Source organism: Mesorhizobium neociceri, assembly GCF_013520985.1.
Lineage (GTDB): Bacteria > Pseudomonadota > Alphaproteobacteria > Rhizobiales > Rhizobiaceae > Mesorhizobium > Mesorhizobium neociceri.
Genome location: NZ_JACDTY010000014.1, coordinates 42,876 through 62,149, shown reverse-complemented (window position 1 = coordinate 62,149; position 19,274 = coordinate 42,876). Strand labels below are relative to the sequence as shown.

The 19,274-nt window shown below is 63.3% G+C and carries 18 protein-coding genes; 11 read left to right on the top strand and 7 right to left on the bottom strand.

The window, feature by feature from the left end:
• Positions 1 to 7: 7 nt before the first annotated feature.
• On the bottom strand, positions 8 to 715 hold the full coding sequence (locus H0241_RS24475; protein WP_181060404.1) for a 4'-phosphopantetheinyl transferase family protein: 708 nt from the start codon (positions 713 to 715) through the stop codon (positions 8 to 10).
• Positions 716 to 963: 248 nt separating this feature from the next.
• On the opposite strand from H0241_RS24475, the gene H0241_RS24470 reads away from it, so the two are divergent.
• Positions 964 to 1,269 carry a hypothetical protein gene (locus H0241_RS24470; RefSeq protein WP_181060403.1) on the top strand — a complete coding sequence of 102 codons (306 nt, stop codon included), beginning with the start codon at positions 964 to 966 and terminating at the stop codon, positions 1,267 to 1,269.
• Positions 1,270 to 1,322: 53 nt separating this feature from the next.
• Here the strand turns inward: H0241_RS24470 and H0241_RS24465 are convergent, their stop codons facing one another.
• Positions 1,323 to 1,955, bottom strand: a complete 633-nt coding sequence (locus H0241_RS24465) for a Vgb family protein (RefSeq protein WP_181060402.1) — start codon at positions 1,953 to 1,955, stop codon at positions 1,323 to 1,325.
• A 34-nt stretch (positions 1,956 to 1,989) separates the two neighbouring features.
• Positions 1,990 to 3,210 (bottom strand): coiled-coil domain-containing protein, encoded by a 1,221-nt coding sequence (locus tag H0241_RS24460; RefSeq protein ID WP_181060401.1) that lies wholly within the window; start codon positions 3,208 to 3,210, stop codon positions 1,990 to 1,992.
• Between the two features lie 388 nt (positions 3,211 to 3,598).
• Between H0241_RS24460 and H0241_RS24455 the strand changes: the two genes are divergently transcribed.
• From H0241_RS24455 to H0241_RS24430, 6 genes are all read left to right on the top strand, one after another.
• Positions 3,599 to 4,351, top strand: a complete 753-nt coding sequence (locus H0241_RS24455; RefSeq protein WP_181060400.1) for a DUF899 domain-containing protein — start codon at positions 3,599 to 3,601, stop codon at positions 4,349 to 4,351.
• A 76-nt stretch (positions 4,352 to 4,427) separates the two neighbouring features.
• On the top strand, positions 4,428 to 4,700 hold the full coding sequence (locus H0241_RS24450) for a hypothetical protein (protein WP_181060399.1): 273 nt from the start codon (positions 4,428 to 4,430) through the stop codon (positions 4,698 to 4,700).
• 44 nt (positions 4,701 to 4,744) lie between these two features.
• Positions 4,745 to 5,749: a zinc-dependent alcohol dehydrogenase family protein gene (locus H0241_RS24445; RefSeq protein WP_181060398.1), complete on the top strand. Its 1,005-nt coding sequence runs from the start codon at positions 4,745 to 4,747 to the stop codon at positions 5,747 to 5,749.
• A gap of 273 nt (positions 5,750 to 6,022) precedes the next feature.
• Positions 6,023 to 8,572 (top strand): caspase family protein, encoded by a 2,550-nt coding sequence (locus H0241_RS24440; RefSeq protein ID WP_181060397.1) that lies wholly within the window; start codon positions 6,023 to 6,025, stop codon positions 8,570 to 8,572.
• A gap of 12 nt (positions 8,573 to 8,584) precedes the next feature.
• Positions 8,585 to 8,869, top strand: a complete 285-nt coding sequence (locus tag H0241_RS24435; protein ID WP_181060396.1) for a hypothetical protein — start codon at positions 8,585 to 8,587, stop codon at positions 8,867 to 8,869.
• A gap of 203 nt (positions 8,870 to 9,072) precedes the next feature.
• Positions 9,073 to 9,345 carry a hypothetical protein gene (locus H0241_RS24430; protein ID WP_181060395.1) on the top strand — a complete coding sequence of 91 codons (273 nt, stop codon included), beginning with the start codon at positions 9,073 to 9,075 and terminating at the stop codon, positions 9,343 to 9,345.
• A gap of 32 nt (positions 9,346 to 9,377) precedes the next feature.
• Here the strand turns inward: H0241_RS24430 and H0241_RS24425 are convergent, their stop codons facing one another.
• The gene (locus H0241_RS24425; protein ID WP_210285056.1) at positions 9,378 to 9,668 is read right to left on the bottom strand and encodes a hypothetical protein; all 291 of its coding nucleotides are present in this window, start codon (positions 9,666 to 9,668) and stop codon (positions 9,378 to 9,380) included.
• Positions 9,669 to 9,838: 170 nt separating this feature from the next.
• On the opposite strand from H0241_RS24425, the gene H0241_RS24420 reads away from it, so the two are divergent.
• Positions 9,839 to 11,935 carry an alpha/beta fold hydrolase gene (locus H0241_RS24420; RefSeq protein ID WP_181060393.1) on the top strand — a complete coding sequence of 699 codons (2,097 nt, stop codon included), beginning with the start codon at positions 9,839 to 9,841 and terminating at the stop codon, positions 11,933 to 11,935.
• A gap of 27 nt (positions 11,936 to 11,962) precedes the next feature.
• On the opposite strand, the gene H0241_RS24415 is transcribed toward H0241_RS24420, so the two are convergent.
• The 3 genes from H0241_RS24415 to H0241_RS24405 all read right to left on the bottom strand — a co-directional run bounded on the left by H0241_RS24415 (position 11,963) and on the right by H0241_RS24405 (position 15,025).
• Positions 11,963 to 12,199: a hypothetical protein gene (locus H0241_RS24415; protein WP_181060392.1), complete on the bottom strand. Its 237-nt coding sequence runs from the start codon at positions 12,197 to 12,199 to the stop codon at positions 11,963 to 11,965.
• A gap of 187 nt (positions 12,200 to 12,386) precedes the next feature.
• The gene (locus H0241_RS24410) at positions 12,387 to 14,147 is read right to left on the bottom strand and encodes an AIPR family protein (protein ID WP_181060391.1); all 1,761 of its coding nucleotides are present in this window, start codon (positions 14,145 to 14,147) and stop codon (positions 12,387 to 12,389) included.
• Between the two features lie 233 nt (positions 14,148 to 14,380).
• Positions 14,381 to 15,025 (bottom strand): TetR/AcrR family transcriptional regulator, encoded by a 645-nt coding sequence (locus H0241_RS24405; protein WP_181060390.1) that lies wholly within the window; start codon positions 15,023 to 15,025, stop codon positions 14,381 to 14,383.
• A 439-nt stretch (positions 15,026 to 15,464) separates the two neighbouring features.
• On the opposite strand from H0241_RS24405, the gene H0241_RS24400 reads away from it, so the two are divergent.
• From H0241_RS24400 to H0241_RS24390, 3 genes are read left to right on the top strand one after another with little or no spacing between them, the layout of a single operon-like run.
• Positions 15,465 to 15,959 (top strand): (2Fe-2S)-binding protein, encoded by a 495-nt coding sequence (locus H0241_RS24400; protein ID WP_181060389.1) that lies wholly within the window; start codon positions 15,465 to 15,467, stop codon positions 15,957 to 15,959.
• Positions 15,956 to 16,939, top strand: coding sequence for an FAD binding domain-containing protein (locus tag H0241_RS24395; RefSeq protein WP_181060388.1), 984 nt, complete (start codon positions 15,956 to 15,958; stop codon positions 16,937 to 16,939). The genes H0241_RS24400 and H0241_RS24395 overlap by 4 nt, the downstream gene beginning before the upstream one ends.
• Positions 16,936 to 19,251, top strand: coding sequence for a xanthine dehydrogenase family protein molybdopterin-binding subunit (locus tag H0241_RS24390; protein ID WP_181060387.1), 2,316 nt, complete (start codon positions 16,936 to 16,938; stop codon positions 19,249 to 19,251). The genes H0241_RS24395 and H0241_RS24390 overlap by 4 nt, the downstream gene beginning before the upstream one ends.
• Positions 19,252 to 19,274 lie beyond the last annotated feature (23 nt).

Here is a 19,274-nt window from a genome sequence, read left to right as displayed (position 1 = left end):
ATGGCTGTCAATGCGCGGCGACCTCGAAACATGAGAACAACGTCCCGTGAACACTGTCGAAGCGGCCTTCGAAACAAATGTTGCCGACCACCGCGAGGCGGTCTGATGGAACGATCCTGGCTTGGGCAGTGCGATTGTCCACATCCAGTTCGACACAAACGTCCTGAAACGTCAAAAATTGCCGATGGAGTGGAAAGTGCATTTTGTAGAAGGCTTCCTTGATCACGAACAGCAGCTTTGGCAGGTCGTAGCCCAGCTGCTTTTCAATAGCTTGCCGCTGTTCCAGCTCCGAGGCTCGCGACACCAGCTTTGTCAACTCGTCCGACAGCGAAGAATCGTCCTCGATGTCGATGCCGATCCCAGTCCAGTCGGCGGAAAGCCCGACGGCGACAGCGCACAGGCTATTTGTATGGGAAATCGAGCCGGCAATAGCTGTCGGCCAGACCGGGACCCGATCAGGCCCTACCGGGATGATGCAGGCGGGAATGCCCAAAGCTTGTAAAGCCTGCCTTGCGTAGATGCGCCCGGCACGAAACTCGCGGCGCCGCGCCGGCACGATGTTGCCCAGGGATTGTTCTTCGGCGACCGACAAGTCCTGGTCGGCGATGTCGAGATCGCCGCCTTCGACGACAACGCCATCGGAAACCAGCCGCCGAATGGCTGCCACCACATCGGCCGGCAACCGGTTGCTACGGACTTCCGGCTCGCTCGGCAACGCCACTCCCTCGTCGGCTGCGATGCTTGTTGCGCACCTCGCCGCGCCATCGTGAACACGTCACCATCATCCGCGCAAGACGGTCACGCTCCCAAGATATCAGTCTCGCGGCATGGCGTACAAAGTGACGGCGTCGGGTGCCTGTCCGATATGCGGCCGCCAACGATATGTCGTCCCTTGCGCAAAGTTCGGGTTGACCGCCGTGGGGCGCGCGGCGACTATCCCTGCAACGTGCAGGAGGACATGCAATGGACGAACCCGATCGCTGGCGGCACATGGCGAGTGCGCCCAAGGACGGCAGCCGCATCCTGGTCACGGTGCGGCCGTCGGAGCAGGGCCCGGCCGAGGTCGACCTCGCCTATTGGTCGCGCGCCGACCAGTTCGGCACGGAAGGCTGGCGCTCTTCCGATTCGTCTCCGGGGCGGGTGATCGAATATCCCGAACCGGAGCTGAAATGCTGGATGCCGCTGCCGACGGCCAATCTGAGCCGGGCTTCCATGCCCAGCCCGTGGGAAGGCGAAGACGTCCTTCTGCTCGATGGGTCGGGAATATGATGACGGCAGGACGACCGTAGGAAATACGCTGCCGGCCTTATGCTCTGCCGGCCTCACCTGGGCCGACGCACCGCCCGCACCATGCCGCCGGGGCCGCTGCCGCAGAAAAAGCGGTCGCCGCCGTCGGATTCGAGCCCCGACACGCCCTTCCCCGCCGGCATGTCGAGCCGCTCCAGCACCTTTCCGGTTTGCGGGTCGACCCGGCGCACGTCGCTCTGGTCACCTTCCCAGGTGCCGTGCCACAGCTCGCCATCCACCCAGGTCACCCCGGTGACGAAGCGGTTGGATTCGATGGTGCGCAGGATTTTCCCGGTCTCGGGATCGATCTGGTGAATCTTGCGCGCCCGGTTCTCCCCTACCCAGAGCGTGCCTTCAGCCCAGGTCATGCCGGAGTCGCGACCGCCGCCGGGCGCCGGAATGGTGGCCAGCACCTTGCCAGTGTCGGGATCGATCTTCTGGATGCGATCCCCGGCCAGTTGAAACAGATGCCGGCCATCATAGGCGGTGCCGGCGTGGGCAGCGACATCGATCGAGCGTTTTGTTTCACCGCTTACCGGATCGAAAGCCGTCAGCTTGTCGCCGTCGGCAAACCAGACATTTTGTCCGTCGAAGCTCACGCCATGCACCGTATCGACATCAGGAAAAGGTCCGTATTCGCGCAGGATTTCGGCGGCTGAATGTTTCATGTCCTGGTCCTCGATCATGGTCACCGAACCTTCCCTAGCCGTTCGGCAGCGGCGCCGGGAGTAACAAGGTGGTCGTGAAACCAGCCACCGGCGGTGTCATCCAGCGGCGCGCGCGGCCGTGACCGAACGACTGCACCTTGCCGGTCTCGGCGAGCTGTTCGAGCGCCCGCTGTACGCTGCGCTGGCCGGCGCCGAGCGCCAATGCCAGCGCCGAGCTTGCCCACGATTCGCCATCGGCCAGGAAGGCCAGCACCGCCGCGTGCCGCTCCTCGATCGGCCGCGCCAGCACCGCCACCGCGACGGCCTGACGCGGCGCCAGCGCAAAACCTTGGCTCGTCGCCTCGATGCCGGCCAGCTGCAGCAACTCGGCGCGCAGCCGGCCGATCTCGACCCGCAGCCTGGCCCGGTGCGATTCATCCGCGTGCCTGCCGCCAAAGGCGCGGGCAATCAGCGTCGCCCGTGGCACATCCGCCGGCCAGGCTTCGGCGAGCGCACGTGCGAGCGCAAACAGCACCGGCCGCGTGGCCAGAGAGACAGCGATTTCCTGCTTGCGCACGACATAACGGAACGTATCGACGACCAGCGCCGGTGACGCCACCAGCGCCTCGACCTCCTCGAGCAGCAGCGGGCGTTCGGCGCCAGCCGCGATCAATCGCGCCGCCGGCGTCTCGAGTGACAGAAAGGCGCTGTCGACCTCGGCCAGGAGGCCCGGAATGCCGGCTCGGCGGGCGGCATGGCGCGCCCATTCCAATGCCTGGCGCGCGGCTTTCGTCTTGAGACGCCGCATGGCGATGCCGGCAACGGCCAATTCATGCGCGGCGCGTGAGGCCGGCGGAAGCGGCGCCGGATCGAGCCCGGCCAGCACGTCTTCAGCCTCGTCGAGGCGGCCAATCAAAAGCAGGCGGCGCACCTTGAGATGCCCGGCATGCGCGGCGTTCAGCCGGTCACCATGCTTTTCCAATGTCGCCCGCGCCGCATCGAGCGCCTTGGCCGGCCAGCCGAGGTCCCGCGAGACCAGCGCGATCTCGGCCTCGGCGACGACGCATCTGGCGCGCGCCACCGGCTCTTTTGGGCCGAAGGCGCGGCCGGCCCGACGCAGCAGTGCCTTGGCGCGGTCGAGATCGCCGAGCTGCGCCATCGCAATGCCGCGCAACGCCAGCGCCGGCGCATCCTCGCGCAAGGCGACGCGGTCGAGCGCGCCGAGCGGATCGCCCGCGGCCAGCGCCAGCCCTGCCGCGGTGATCAGCGAGTCCATTCAAATCCTGTCACACTTGTAACTCCCACCCCCGCCGGTCATGGCCCTAACTTAAGTCACTGCCGCCAAGCAGCAAGCCGGGGACGGCAACCTAGCCATCTGGGCTGGCAGGAGACACTCGGGCTGCCGTTGACGCCAATATCGGCATTCACTAGCCTGAGCATCTCAGATGGTATTTTTAAGCTTCTCATAAGGGAAAACTGACAATGCCTGCTTCCGAGGATCTTGAGCAAACTGCGCGGCCCCGCCACCCCTGCTGCGGTGGGCCTCCGTCAAATCCCGTCACATTTGTAACTCCGCCCTCGCCGCCTCGCGGCCCTACCCTACCTCACGATCAGCAGACAACGACGCGCCGCAACGGCGTAATGACTGGCAAAGGAGACGAGCAATGACCAAGCACGTGGCAATGAAGACCCCACCGGTCGTTTCAAGGCAGGAATGGGAAGCCGAGCGCGAAAAGATGCTGGTGAAGGAGAAGGCGACGATGCGCGCCAGGGACGCGCTGTCGGCCGAGCGCCGGCGCATGCCGTGGATGGAAGTGGACAAGACCTATGTGTTCGAAGGCCCCAACGGCAAGGCAAGCCTGCTCGACCTGTTCGAGGGCCGACGCCAATTGATCGTCTACCGCGCCTTCTACGAACCCGGCGTCTATGGCTGGCCCGAACATGCCTGCCGCGGCTGTTCGCTCGGCGCCGACCAGGTCGGCCATCTCGCCCATCTCAACGCCCGCAACACCACGCTTGCCTATGCTTCGCGCGCGCCGCAGGCCGACATTGTCAGCCTGAAGCAGCGGATGGGCTGGGAGATGCCCTGGTACACAATCACCGACAGCTTCGACAAGGATTTCGGCGTCGACGAATGGCACGGCCACAACGTCTTCATCCAGGACGGCAAAAAGGTGTATCGCACCTACTTCATCAACAGCCGCGGCGACGAGCGGATGGGCACGGTCTGGAGCTATCTCGACGCCACGCCGCTCGGCCGCCAGGAAGTCTGGGAGGATTCACCCGAAGGCTATCCGCAAACCGAGCTCTACGGCTGGTGGAACTGGCACGACAATTACGATGCCGGACCCGACAAGACCTGGGAAAAAGTGTCCGCCGCAGGCGAAGCCGCGTTCCGGGACAAGGACGGCAAGTAGGACTATCCAGCTTGGGTTCCTCGCCCCGCAGGGCGAGGAACCAAGTCCCAGCCATTGACCATCGAGGATGAGAACCATGAGCGACATCGGCATTGGCGCTGGCAGTGAGATCCCTCAAACCACTGGTGCGGCCCCGCTCGGCATCGCCGACTGGCTGTGCCTCGCCGCGGCGCCGACTTTTGCTGTGATGGCGCTGCTCACCTGCATTCACACTGGCGTCGGCGTCATGTCGTGCTTGGGCGCCGATGCCTCCCTGCTCACCGGCATGCCGGTGATGTATCTCTTGATGAGCGCCTTCCATCTGGCGCCATGGTTGCGCGTGATTTCCGGCCGGCCGGTCCGGCAATAGTCCGGCTCGCCACTGCCATTCCAACCGCACGCCGGAGACAGACAATGAGGCTGGTCAGGCTGAGAGCGCCGGGCGGGTTGGACAGGCTCGACCTGGTCGAGGAGGATCAGCCCCGGCGTGGACCAGGTGAGGTGCTGGTCAGGATCCGCGCCTGCTCGCTCAACATGCGCGACGATTTCGCGGTGCAAGGCAAGGTGCCTCTCGCCGATGGGCGCGTGCCGCTGTCGGACGGCGCCGGCGAGGTGATTGCCGTCGGCGACGGCGTCTATGCGTTCAAGTCAGGAGACCACGTCGTCAGCACCTTCTACCCCTGGTGGCTGGGCGGCGATATGACGCCCGATACGAGGCGCGACATTCCGGGAGACAGTTTCGACGGCTTTGCCGGCGAATATGTGTGCATGCCGGCGCAGGCCTTCACCAAGGCACCGGCGGGCTACACGCATCTCGAGGCGGCAACGCTCACCTGCACGGGCGTCACCGCCTGGCGAGGCCTGGTGACCTGCGGCAAGGTGAAGCCCGGCGACACGGTGCTGATCCTCGGCACCGGCAGCGTGTCGCTGTTTGCGCTGCAATTTGCCAAGGCCGCCGGCGCCCGGGTCATCGCCACGTCGTCCGACGAAAAAAAGCTGGAGAAGCTGAGACGCCTCGGCGCCGACAGCGTCATCAACTACAAGGCGGTGCCGGACTGGGGCGGCATGGCCAGGGATCTGACGGACGGACGCGGCGTCGATCATGTGATCGAGGTCGGCGGGCCCGCCACGCTGACGCAGTCGATAGCGGCCTGCCGCACAGGCGGGCACATCGCGCTCATCGGCGTCCTGACCGGTTTTGCAGTTGAGGTCTCGATCCCGGCGCTGTTTTCTAACCAGATCCGCATCAGCGGGATTTCCATCGGCAGCAAAGCCGACCAGGAAGACATGATCCGGGCGATAGAGGTCAACCGCCTGAGGCCCGTCATCGACAGCAGCTTTCCGCTGCAGGACATCGCCGCGGCGTTCAGGCACTACGAAGCGCAAAAGCATTTCGGCAAGGTCTGCCTGGAGCTTTGAGTTCCCTCAGGCGCGCTGAAGGTCGAACACCCGGTTGACACACCCGGCGCATTCAGCACGTCGCTTCAAACTGTGAGACTTGTCACATACCCGACCTTGAAGCGCGTGCTACTTGCACCCTGCGGTCAGTCGGCGCGGAAAAGAATCACCTGCTATGGTCTGGCGGTGACGGGCCTTTCACTTTATCCTGTTGCAGGTTGCATACCCGTCAACAGACCTTGATGCCGCAAGCGGTGTTCTCGTCGGCGTCAGGCAGCGGCCAGGGGTTTTGCCATGCTCCGACTTTGCGGATTCATCGTGGCCTTCATCCTCGTTAGCCTCACAACCTTTGAGGCTTGCGCCGATCGAAGGGTCGCTCTCGTCATCGGCAATTCCAAATATCGCGACATCCCGGCACTGAAGAACCCGGCCAAGGATGCCGAGGATGTGTCGGCCACGTTCCGGCTGGCCGGCTTCGAGGTTTTCGTCGCTGAGAATCTCACCAAACAGCAGTTCGAAGGCCAGTTCCGGGACTATCTGGCTGCCGTCGACGGCGCCGATCTCGCCGTCGTCTATTATTCCGGCCACGGCTTTCAGATCGGCGGCGAGAATTTCCTGATACCGGTCGACGCCTCGTTGAAAAAGGCGGCCGACATCGAGGTCCAGGCCATCAAGCTCAACGATGTGCTGGAGCAGTTGCGCTCGAAGTCGAAGATCCAGGTGATCATCCTCGATGCCTGCCGCAACAACCCCTTCCCGCGCAACAATTACTGGCTGCGTGACCAGCTTGTCACCGCCGGCAACACCGGGCTGGCGCAGGTGCGCAGCTCGCTCAACACGCTGATTGCCTTCGCCACCGAACCGGGCGCGGTCGCCTATGACGGCAGCGGCGACCTCAGCCCGTTTTCATCGGCGTTTTCGCGGCGCGCGCTGGCGCCGAACCAGGAGATACGCACGGTCATGTCGGCGGTGCGCCGCGATGTCGTGGAGGCCACCAATGGTATGCAGGTGCCTTGGGAAAATTCCTCGCTGATCGACGACGTGGTGCTCGTGCGCCGCAGTAACCGGCCTTCGCTGCCGCCAGTGCTGGAGAAGGTGGTGCTGTCGGGGGTCGGTCCCGTGGCGCTTGGCCTGCCGGAGCCGGTCGATGTCGATGGTGGCACGGTCAGCGTCAGCATCGAAAGGCCGCCCGCAATGGGCCGGCTGATGCTGGACGGCAAGGACGTCGCGGTGGGCGAACCGATCGCGGGCAAGGACCTGCCGCGCCTGCAAATGGATGTCCCCAAGGGAACCGCCACGCAGGACGAGGTGGATATGCTGGCCTATGCCACGCACGACAATTGGGGCGGCGGAAGCCAGGGCATATTGGTATTCCGCGTCAAGAGCGGCGAAGGTGCCGCGGGCCAGCAGATCATGGCTTCGCTCGAGGCCGAGCAGAAGCAGCTGGTGCTGGAGCGCGGCATCCACATCACCGGTGCCGCCGAAGCGATCGAGAATCGCAAGATCGATATTCCCGTCGGCGTCGGCCCGGTTGCGCTCAATCTGGATTTCCCGACCGACGATCCGGCGGTCAGTCTGAAGGTCTCGGGGTATCCGGCAACGGGAACGCTGTCGCTGCCGGATCGAACCTTGTCGCCGCAATCCAGCCTTCTGGCCGGTGAAGTCGACCATCTTCGCTACGAGCCGCAGATCGGCGCCGGCGCGCCGGTCGAGGTCGGTTTCGAAATCCGCGCCGACAGCAGCTCGGCCAAGCCCGCGACGATGAAGCTGTCGCCGACGGTAGATGCTTGCGATACCGCCGCCGGCGAACCTCTCGACCTGCAAGGGGTGGTGCCCGGCCTGCTGCCGAACGAGATCGGCGCCGGTGCGGTGGCGGCCTGCGAGGCCGCTGTGAAAACCTATCCCGACGTCGCCCGCTTCCGCTACGAGCTCGGCCGCGCGCTGCTTGCGGCCGGCAGGGTTGCCGAGGCCAGAACAGCCATTGAGGACGCCGCCAAGAAAGGGCACGTACGCGCTGTCTTCGAACTAGGCTATCTCAACGCAACGGGAACCGGGACGGCCATCGACCGCACCCAGGCCAACGCTCTCTACAAGGCTGCCGCCGACAAGGGCGATCCCTACGGTATGACATCCTGGGGCCGCGCCCTGTTCAATGGCTATGGCGTCAATCGCGATACGGCCAAGGGCCTCGACCTGCTGCTCAAGGCGGCGGCCATGGGGCACACCTATGCCATGAACGATCTTGCCGCGATCTTCACCGAGGGCCGCAATGGAGTGCCTGCCGATCCGGCCCGCGCCGTCGCCTTCCTGCAGGCGGGCGTGCAGCGCCAGGACATGTATTCGATGAACCTGCTCGGCCGCAATTACCTCGCCGGCCAGGGCATCGACAAGGATCCGAAAACGGCGCAGGCACTGTTCCAGCAGGCCACCGATCTTGGCCAGCCCTACGCTCCGGGCAGTCTCGCCCGCATGTACAGGGATGGCGTGGGCGTGCGCCAGGATCCGGCGGAAGCGCAAAGACTGTTCGAACTGGCGACCACGCGCGGCGATCCGTCCAGCGCCTATGATCGCGCGGCGCTCGAAATGGCGAAAGGCGACACGGCCGATCAGGCTGTCGCGGTGCGTTTCCTGGCATTCGCCGTCGCCCTCGACCTGCGCAAGGAGCTTCCGGACGCCAAAAAGGGCCTGGCGCAGTTCGGGACGAAGCCGAAAACGGCAGCCCTGGACGCGCTGCGTCAAGAGCTCAAGTCGAAGACCCCCCTGTCCGGTTCGCTGGACACGCAACTGGTCAATGCGGCCCGGGGGGTCTGGGACGAAGCCAATCCGCGTCGGGACTTGTTTTGAACAATGGAGGCTATGGTGGGCAAGGCATTGAAGCAGGCATTCATCGGGACAATTTTCTCCGGCGTTCTGGCCGGGCTCATGGGCTGCACCTCGATGTCGCCGATGTTTGAGCCGGCGCCGCCGGTGGAACATCGTAAGGTGGTTCGCGTAGCGCCCCAGCCGAAGGTGGTCCGATACAAGAAGGCGACCACCAGCAAAGTGGTGAAGCCGGCCGAGGAGACCCCACAAAAGCCGCCTGTGATTCCCACTCTCGGCGGCAGCGGAGGCGGTGGCGGTGGCGGTGGTTGGGGGGGATGAGAGCAGGCCTGAGCAAAGGCAACGCCAGGGCCGCCCCTGGTGAGGCGGGTAGCGCGTCTGCCCTCCCTAACCGCAATCGACCGGAGACTGCACATCAGAAGTGGCTAATTGACAGCCCGGGAGAAACGGCGCTCACTGGCTCGCGCAGGTAGACCGCAGCAAGCGGGCAATTGCGACTCGCGGCGTCACCTCGGGAGGATGCCATGCCGACTGTAATTGGCCATCACAACATCTCGAAAGACACCAAGCATTGGCTCAATTCACCGAAGCGCCAGGAGCTTTTCGGTTCACTCGGGATCACCAACGTCCGCACCTTCGTCGATCCGCAGAACCCGAAACGGGTCGCGATCATGATGGACGTTCCGGACATGGATAAGCTCGCGGCAATGATGCAGAGCAAGGCGGCCGCGGATGCGATGGCTCACGATGGCGTGGTGCCGGAGTCGCTGGTGATCCTTGTGGAGACGAAGGGATAGGCGGAGAGCGCCCTGCGCTTCGAGCGCCGCGTTCAACGACCCCAGAGCGTCTTGCTGAATTGCGAATGAGCCTTCGACAGCGTCAAGCCGATGCCGTCGATCAGTTGAACCGCATTTTTCGCTGCACGAGCGGCGAGCACATGGGCACGGTCCACGGCGGCCGACAGGTCGAATCTGCGAACGGCAGATGCCCGCCAGGCCTGTTGCTTTTCGAGATAGCCGGCCAGCGCAATATCATGACGCTGTGGCGCGCCTTGCCCTTGCTGATCGTGAGTGGGGTCGTCATGCCAGATGGGCCATTCGGTCGAGCCGGGGTGATGCACGGTGTCCTCCTGCGAAAAGAGATCCAGTGCGGACAATCTCCTCAAGCGTCGTGAGAAACGCGTGGGAGCCGGCGTGATGGAATCGTGAAAAGCGCCTCGGCAGCGGAATAAGTGTTGAAATGGAGTAAGCTTGAGCGGATCGTCGTCACGCTGTGACCGTGGCGGATCCGATGACCGGGCCTTATCTTCACCTTTTGGGTGGTTTCGACTTTGCCGGGGCCGCGGTTCCGGCTATCAGCCGCAAGGCGCGTGCGATGGTTGCCTATCTCGCACTACAGTCGGGGCATTCGCAGTCGCGCGAGAAGCTGGCGACCCTGCTCTGGGGCATCAACAGCGAGGCGCAGGCGCGAATGAGCCTGCGCCAAGCGGTATCGTCCGTCAGGAAGGCCATGCAGGCATGCGGCGGCGGCCGCTTCCTCACCGACGGCGACAGCGTCGCTCTGCATCTCGATGGCCTTGATTTCGATGTCGCGCGGTTCGAGGCGCTGGCCGCAAGCCCGGCACCCGAAGACCTTGAACTGGCGCTCAATGTCTACCGCGGCGACCTGCTCGACGGCTTCGGCCTAAAGGAGGAGCCGTTCGAGGACTGGCTGAGGATCGAACGCGAGCGGCTGCGGGCTTTGGCCGTGGCCGCTCTCGACAGGCTCGTCGCGCACTATGCCGCGACGAACGATCCTGCCGCATGCGTGCGTGCGGCGACGCGCCTGCTGGCCATGGAGCCGCTGAGGGAGGACGTCCACCGCGCCCTGATGCGCGCCTATGCGGCGCAAGGCAGGACCAATCTCGCGCTGAAGCAATATGAGCACTGCCGCACAGCACTTCAACGCGATCTCAAGCTGCAGCCGGAGCCGGAGACGCGGCAATTGTTCGAGACGCTGCGGACACGCCGCACGATAGCGCCGGCACGGCCACCCACGACCGATGCGGATGACGCTTCCGGCTTCAGCCACCAACTGGCGCGCCCCCCGACCCACTATGTCAAATCGGCCGGGATCAACATCGCTTATCAGGTGACCGGCGACGGGCCGGTCGACCTGATCCATGTGCCGGGATGGGTCTCCAACCTCGACCATGCCTGGGCCTCGCCGCGGCTTTCGCACGTGCACCGGCGGCTCGGCACGTTCTCGCGCCTGATCCGCATGGACAAGCGCGGCACCGGGCTCTCGGACCGCAATGTCGGTCTGCCGACGCTGGAAGAGCGGATGGAAGATGTGCGGGCAGTGCTGGATGCGGTCGGCTCGAAGCGCACGGTGCTGTTGGGCACTTCCGAGGGCGGCCCGATGTGCATGCTGTTCGCGGCGACCTATCCCGAGCGCACCGCGGCACTCGTGCTCAATGGGGCCTACGCCCGCGGCAGATGGTCGAAAGACTATCCCTGGGCGAAGACAAGCGAGCAGGTGGAAGAAGATCTGACGCTCGTCGAGAGAGAGTGGGGAGCGGCGGCGGATATGAGCAATGCGGCGCCCAGTCTGATGAGCGACACGTTCGAGACGGAATGGTTCGCCGCCTATCTCAGGAATTCCGCCTCGCCCGCAGACGCGATCGCGCTGTGGCGCTGGGGAACCGAAATCGATGTTCGCGACATTCTGCCTGCCATCCATGTTCCGACGCTGATCGTGCAGGCGACCGGCGACCGCTGGGTAAAGCGGGAAGAAGGACGCTACCTGGCGACACATATCGAAGGCGCCAGATACGTCGAGTTCGCCGGCCGCGACCACGTGATCTGGGGCGAGAACTCCGATCGTCTTGTCGACGAAATCCAGGCTTTCGTCACCGGCGCCTTGCCGGCGGCTCCGAACGAACGCGTGCTGGTGTCGGTGCTGTCCATGGCGTTCGATCGACCAACCTCAGCCAAAGATCGGATCGAACGGCACGAAGAGGAAATCCGCGGGCAATTGCTCGCTGCCGGAGGCAGGGAAATCAAGCGATCGGGCAGCAGGCTGGTCGCCGTGTTCCAGCGGCCGACGCGATTGATCCAATGCGCGATCGCGATCCGCCATCGCCTGGGGCAATCCGGTCTCGATGTCCGTTCAGCCGTGCATATCGGCGAATGCGAGCAGCGCGGCGATGACTTTTCCGGCATCGCCGTCGAACTGTCCTGGCGGCTGCTCGACCACGCGCGGCCAGGCGAGATCATCGTGTCGCGCACGGTGCGCGATCTGGTGGTCGGCTCCGGCCTGACATTCGAGGAGCGTGGCGAAATGCAAGCCAGCGGCCTGCCCGGCGCGCTTCAGTTCTTTTCGGTGGATGGTACGCATTCGGCTTGAGCCGCCAATCGCAAGAGCCGACAGTCGTCAGCTAGGTGGCGAAAGATGATCGCGAAGGCGAAGCAGGCGGAGTTGAACTTCCGGCATGTCGAGCAGAAACGGCCCGCCACCCGGGCTACAGCTCGCGAGATCTACGACGGCGCTTTGAGCAAACTCGTCGTCGGGATAGGCCTCATCGAGCAGCACTTCCAGGCTGTTGGCGGCAGTCAGGCTGGTGTCTTCTCCGTTAATGAACCTCGTCAGTGCCAAGGTGAGTTTGTCCACGAAGTCACCTCTTCCCTGCCCCAAATTCCGACCCGACGATTAGAGCGATACCGGCCTCCGCCAGCGGTTGCACAGGCATAGGGCGGTTGCGCGCAGATAGATGCCGACCGGCGTGTACACAAATCCCGATGACGTCAACTACTGCTATCCAATTGTTGCTAACGGAAGCGTTGGCTCAGTACATACGCTAGTCTGCCGAGAGCCTATATTCGAACGCCTCCAATGGCAGCACCGTCGCTTCGTCCAGACGCTTCTTTACTTCGGTACCACCAGGAAAACCCTTCAACATATTAAGGTAATTTCGAACCGCACCGTTGATACCAGCCAAACAAGTCTTCGATTTGACCCAGTTTTGAGGGCTAAAAACACGATTTGCAGGTTGCGTTTCGTTTGCCGCTGCTTCAAGGGCCATGTTCAAGCAAGTTCCTGCGATGCGAACAATTTCTTCAGTCATGCTGCAGCGCGTAGCCAACTCTAGAGACTTACTTGCGCTAGGTACGCGATCTGACTGATTACTCGAGATTGAGAATATCACCGCTACTGCATAGAGGTGATGATAGGGAGCATAGGCCTTCATTGCCAAAAGGCTCTCGTTGAGCATAAGCGGGTTATCCGGCACCCACGCCGCCTGAACTTCATTCATCCAGTCGTTCAGCGCAAATACATTTTCTGGGGGATAATCCTTGTTTTTAAATAAAGTTTCAAAATACTTATCAAATATCTTCGTCTCGCCATACGAAAGGTTAGGGCGGAGCGTCTGCCACGCGACGAGATTCTTGGCGAAAGACGAAAGTTCGATAATATGCTTTCTGCTCTTATCAGCAGGAGCTATTTCACCGCGCTTTGTGATGAAATAGCCGGTCGGATACCGCAACTCATACGCCTTCTTGATGGCAAGGACGCGTTTGTCGTTGCTGCGAAGGTCACGCGCCTTCACCGCGCTCTGTGAGTTGGTGTAGATTGAAATCTTGTCGGCCCGGTCGCGCTGAGGTATCTCATAGAAACGGAATAGGATGAACGCATCATCGACCTTCTTTACGGTTTCACTGCAAGAAAGGATCGTGTTTAAAGATTGGCAACCGTTAACGATACTCAATCCCCTTAACGATAACGTATCACCCTCCAAGTTTATCTTGTTGCACAGCGCGGTTACGCCATTATGGAAGAAAAAGAAATCACTGCGCTTATCGCCCAAAATTGTGTTGCGAATTCCTTTATTGACGACGTTGCTTGATCCAAGGCTCTGGCGCACATTTTTTTGGAAAAGGGTCCCGTCCTTGATACCCGGGAGCTTCACGCATTCCTTGAGGGGTAAGGCCGCGATGAGTACGGGCGTCCCCGCGATTTCGTGGTACATGTGCTTCACGCCTGCGAGCGAGAGCTTATAGCTGATGCTAGGGTTTTCTGCTTCAATGGCGTAGTCGTAGCGTCGCCTCAATTCGTCGGCGTCAATGACGTGAATACTTGCGTCAAAGGCCTCATTTTCACTGAGTTTCGCCAATTCCTCTTGGAACGCCTTGAGATCGTGTTGCGCCGCCGCGGTTAGTCTGCCCGTGGTAATCAATTCAAAGGATACTTCATAATCCTCCTCCAATGCCGCTGCTAACTCGGGAAGCTTGCGGGCAAGTTTCTGGTTGGCTACGTTCTGGAGCCGTGCAAGGTCCTTAATCTGAAGCCATGACGACAGAACTTCGCGTAACGGCTCCGCATCGACCGTTTCAGCTTGAATGAATTTGCCCTGTACGATGCGAACCAAGGATTTGTCGTCGTCTACAATAAGCGCATCAATTTGCTTGTCGTCAGCCCCATCAGTAATGTCGTCTCGAGTTTCGTTCATATCGCGGAACAGAATGTTTCGAAGATACCATGCAACGAATCGCTGCCCATCATTGGGAAACTTCTGCTGAAAATAATCGGACGTAATCTGCTTCTGAATAAGGTCGTACATGGCCCCCCCAAGGCGCAAACTTTCACGAGCAGCATATCACTGAGAATAGGAGGCCTTCCACTCCGCTCTCCGACTTCCTAACTACTTTTGTGCGCACTATTCCGCTTGGCAAATTCATCGCAAAGATAGCGCTACCATATGGACTATTTGAAACCGCTGTCGACGAACGGATAGTGCGAACCGCGCCACAGCGCCCTTCGGTGGCTTCACTTTTGCGAAGACTTCCTTCCTTCTTACCCACCACCCTTCCCTGCCCCAAACCGCAACCCGTCCATCAGCAGCTTGACCAGCCGGCGCGAGCGGTCGCGCCAGTCCTTGGTGTCGGGGGCCGAGTAGATGCCCCCGAGTGCATGCAGCACATCGGAGGCGTCGATGTCGCTGCGGATCGAGCCTTCGGCCACCGCCGCCTCGACCAGTTGCCGCAAGGCCAGCGACACCCGGCCCGACATGTCGGAAAACACGGCGGAATTGGTGTTGAACAGGATGCGCAGGCTGGCGGCCAGGCCGCGCTTGGTGGCGATGTAATCGACGAAGCGCTGCATCCACTGTTCCAGCGCCACATCGGCCGGATGGTGGCTGGCTAGGTCATCGGCAGCCGCGCAGAGCGCCTCGACTTCACGCCGATAGACCACTTCGACCAGATGCTCGCGGGTCGGAAAATGCCGGTAGAGCGTGCCGATGCCGACACCGGCCTTGCGCGCGATCTCCTCCAGCGAAGCATCGACGCCCTGCTCGGCAAACGCCGTCGCCGCCACCTCGACCAGCCGGTCACGGTTGCGCTGCGCGTCGGCGCGCAGCGGCTTTGGCGCTGCGGCTTCGCGTGGACCTTGGGCGGTTGCCGTCTGCTGGTCGTCCAATTTTTTCTCCACTGTCGGCATATGGGGGCTTGAACCCAGAGGGGTAAGCCCCCACGTAAATAAACGGAGGCGCCTCCGCTTTAGTGGAGCAGCCTTATCATATAATCAGGGGAGCCGGTATGTCACGTGCTGAGAGTGTGAAGACTGAAGCATCCCCTGCCCGCTGGAGAGTCGGGGCGCCAAAGCTGCCAATCTCCCCCCTCGTGGGGGAGATGTCCGGCAGGACAGAGGGGGGCGCTGCCCCACGAGCCTATCAGATCCTGACCAACCCCTACTCGGAAAAGGTTTATTTCGAAGCATGTAAATCGGGAACGTCGCATTCCTTCGCGCCCCCCTCTGCCCTGCCGGGCATCTCCCCCACAAGGGGGGAGATTAGGCGCACCCTCGCCTCTTCTCTTGCCCTCACCCGCCCAAGCCCCATTTCATCCCCTAGCGTCAAGCAACTGGAGCCAGACGCCTCATGATCGACCAAACCAAATCCACCACCATCCCCCTCCATCTCACCATCAACGGACACCGTCACGAACTCGAGGTCGAGCCGCGTGTCACCCTGCTCGACGCCTTGCGTGATCGCCTCGACCTGACCGGCACCAAGAAGGGCTGTGACCACGGCCAGTGCGGTGCCTGCACTGTCCATGTCGACGGCGAGCGCGTGCTTGCCTGCCTGACACTTGCCGCACAAGTCGAAGGCCGCTCGATCACCACCATCGAAGGGCTGGCCGGAGCCGACGGTACGCTCAGTGCCGTGCAGGCGGCTTTCCTCGAACAGGACGCCTTCCAGTGCGGCTATTGCACGCCCGGACAGATCATGTCGGCGGTGGCCTGCATCCGCGAGGGCCATGCCGGTTCCGACGAGGAGATCCGCGAATACATGGCCGGCAATCTCTGCCGCTGCGGCGCCTATCCGAACATCGTCGCCGCCGTGCGCCAGGCGGCCCTGGAGGTGGCATCATGAGGGATTTTTCCTACGTTCGCGCCGACAGCATCGAGGCCGCGCGCAAGGCGGCGGCGCTTCCCGGCGCCATGCTGCTTGCCGGCGGCACGACGCTGGTCGACCTCGCCAAATGCGGCGTCGCCCAGCCTGAGACCGTGGTCGACATCACCCATCTCAAGGGGCTGGACACAATCAGCGTCGATGCAACTCATGCCACGCTCGGCGCGCTGGCGAAAATGAGCCATGTCGCCGACCATGCCGGGATCAAGAGCCATTTTCCCGCCGTCTCGGAGGCGCTGTGGCAGGCGGCTTCGGCGCAGCTGCGCAACATGGCGACCGTCGGTGGCAATCTGATGCAGCGCACGCGCTGCCCCTATTTCCGCGATCCCTCGAACTTTTCCGCCTGCAACAAGCGTGAGCCCGGCAGCGGCTGCTCGGCGATCGGCGGCGTGACGCGGGGCCACGCCGTGCTCGGCACCAGCCGGGCCTGCATCGCCATGTATCCGGGCGACCTGGCCACCGCGCTCGTCGCCTTCGATGCGACGGTCCATCTCGGCCAGCGCGTGCTCAAGGTCGACGATTTCTTCCTGCAGCCGGGCGACACGCCTGAGCGCGAGCATGACATCCGCGCCGGCGAGATGATCACTGCGATCGAGATCCCCGGTTCGGCCGCCGCGCGGCGCTCGACCTATCTCAAGGTGCGTGACCGCCAGTCCTACGAGTTCGCCGCGGCAAGTGCCGCTGTCGGGCTGGAGCTGGAAACCGATGGCCGCACCATCCGCGACCTGCGCGTCGCGCTCGGCGGCGTCGCCACAAAACCGTGGCGGGCGCGCGCCGTGGAAGAGGCGCTGAAAGGCAAGGTCCTGGACGAAGACGCCGTGCGCAAGGCGAGCGGGCTCGCCATGGAAGGCGCCGTCGACCATGGCGCCAACCACTACAAGATCGAGCTCGCGCCGCGCGTCGTCGCGCGCGCCATCCTCAAACTGGGAGAGACGGCATGACCGCTCACAACATCAGACATGCCAATACAAGACATGCCGATTCGAGACATGGCGACGCCTCCGACGGCGCGGTCGGCGGACGGCTGTCGCGCGTCGACGGCCCGGCCAAGATCACGGGTGCTGCCAAATACGCCTTCGAGCAGCAGCTCGACGGGCTGGCGCATGCGGTGATGGTCGAGGCCACCATCGCCGCCGGCACGGTGCGCGCGATCGACACACGGGCCGCGGAGACCGCGCCGGGCGTGCTTCTGGTGCTGACGCCCGACACCATCATGGAGATCAAGGGCGCGTCGGACTGGCTCGGCAATCCGCCAACGCAGAAGACATACTCACCGCTCGCCCGCACGGTCACGTATTCCGGCCAGCATATAGCTGCCGTCGTGGCCGAGACCTTCGAGCAGGCGGTCGCCGCCGCAGCCCTGGTCGAGGTCAGCTATGACGAGACGCCGGCCATCGTCGACCTCAGCGATCCCAAGGCCGGCGACGGCATCCCGATCGATGCCATGACCAAGGAATGGGGCGACGCCGAAGCGGCGTTCGCCGCCGCACCGCTGCGCATCTGCGCCGCCTACAACACGCAGCGCGAATACCAGGCGGCGATGGAGCCGCATGGGCTGATCGCGCGCTGGCAGGGCGAAGAGCTCACCATCTGGGAGCCCAGCCAGTGGCTGGACGGCATGGCGCGCACCTATGCCGAATGGTTCGGCGTGCCGTTCGAGAATGTGCGGCTGGTCTCGCCCTATATTGGCGGCGGCTTCGGCTCGAAGGCGCTGGCGCTCGCCCACAGCGCGGTGGCGGCGGCCTCGGCGAAAATGCTCGGACGGCCGGTGAAGCTGGTGCTGACAAGGCCGCAGAACTTCACCTCCTATGGTGGCCGCGCCGCCACCCGCCAGACGGTGACGATCGGCGCCGGCCGTGACGGCAAGATACAGTCGATCGTGCATCGCGGCGTCAACGAGACCGCGATCGACGGCATGTGGGTCGAGCCGCTCGCCTCTGTCACTTCGATCATGTACGCCACGCCGAACTTCTCCTCGAAGCAGAATGTCGTGCGGGTGAATACGGTGGTGCCGGGCGCCAAGCGGGCGCCCGGCGAAAACCCCAGCGCCTTTGGCATCGAAAGCGCCATCGACGAGCTCGCCCATGAGCTCGGCATCGATCCGCTGGAGATGCGGCTGATCAACTATGCCGAAGAGGATCCGGAAGTGAACAAACCCTGGTCGACCCGGCAGTTGCGCGAGGCTTTTGCAGCCGGCGCCGAGCGCTTCGGCTGGGCCAGGCGCACGCCCAAACCGCGCTCGATGCGCGACGGCAAGCAGCTCATCGGCTGGGGCGTGGCGGCCGGCACCTATCCGGTGCGGCGCGCCTATGGCGAGGCTGTTGTGCGCATCCTCGCCGACGGTTCGGTCGAGGTCGAAAGCTCCTCGATCGACATGGGCCAGGGCACCTACACGATCCTGGCACAGACGGCGGCCGAGACGGTCGGCGTGCCGGCCGACGATGTCGTGGTGAAGCTTGGCGATTCCCGGTATCCCCGCGCCGGCGTCGCCGGCGGGTCGCGACTGGCCGGCGTCATGACGGGCGCGGTCTACAAAGCCGCGACATCGGCGCTCGACCAGTTGGTCGGGCTCGCGATCAGCGATCCGCGCTCGCCCTTCCATGCGCTGCAGGCCAACACTTTGGTCGTCGCCAATGGCCGCATCACCGCGCCGCGCGGCGACGGTCCCGATGTCTCGGTCGCCGAGCTGCTCGCCAGCGTCGGCCGCGACCGCATCGAAGCCACAGGCGACACCATGCCGGCGAACTCAACCGCCGAAGATCGCTACAAGAACTACACCACCATCGCCACGTCGGTGCCCCACACCGAGGGTGACTATTCCCGCCATTCCTGGTGCGCGCATTTCATCGAGGTGCGCGTCGACGAGGATTTCGGCACGGTGCGCGTGTCGCGCGTCGTGTCGGCGCTCGATTCCGGCCGGCTCTACAATCCCAAGCTCGCAGAAAGCCAGTGGAAGGGCGGCATCATCATGGGCATCGGCCAGGCGCTGCTTGAAGAAGGCATCGTCGACCGCAGGCATGGCCGCATCGTCAACAACAACCTCGCCGACTATCTGGTGCCGACCAATGCCGACATCCCTGACATCGAGGTGATCTCGGTCGGCATTCCCGACCTGCACTCCTCGGTGCTCGGCGGCAAGGGTGTGGGTGAGCTAGCCATCGTCGGCGTCGCGCCGGCGATCGCCAACGCGGTGTTCCATGCAACGGGCAAGAGAGTGCGGGATTTGCCGATCACGCTGGAGAAGTTGATTTAGGTTGAGGTATTTCGTCCGCATTG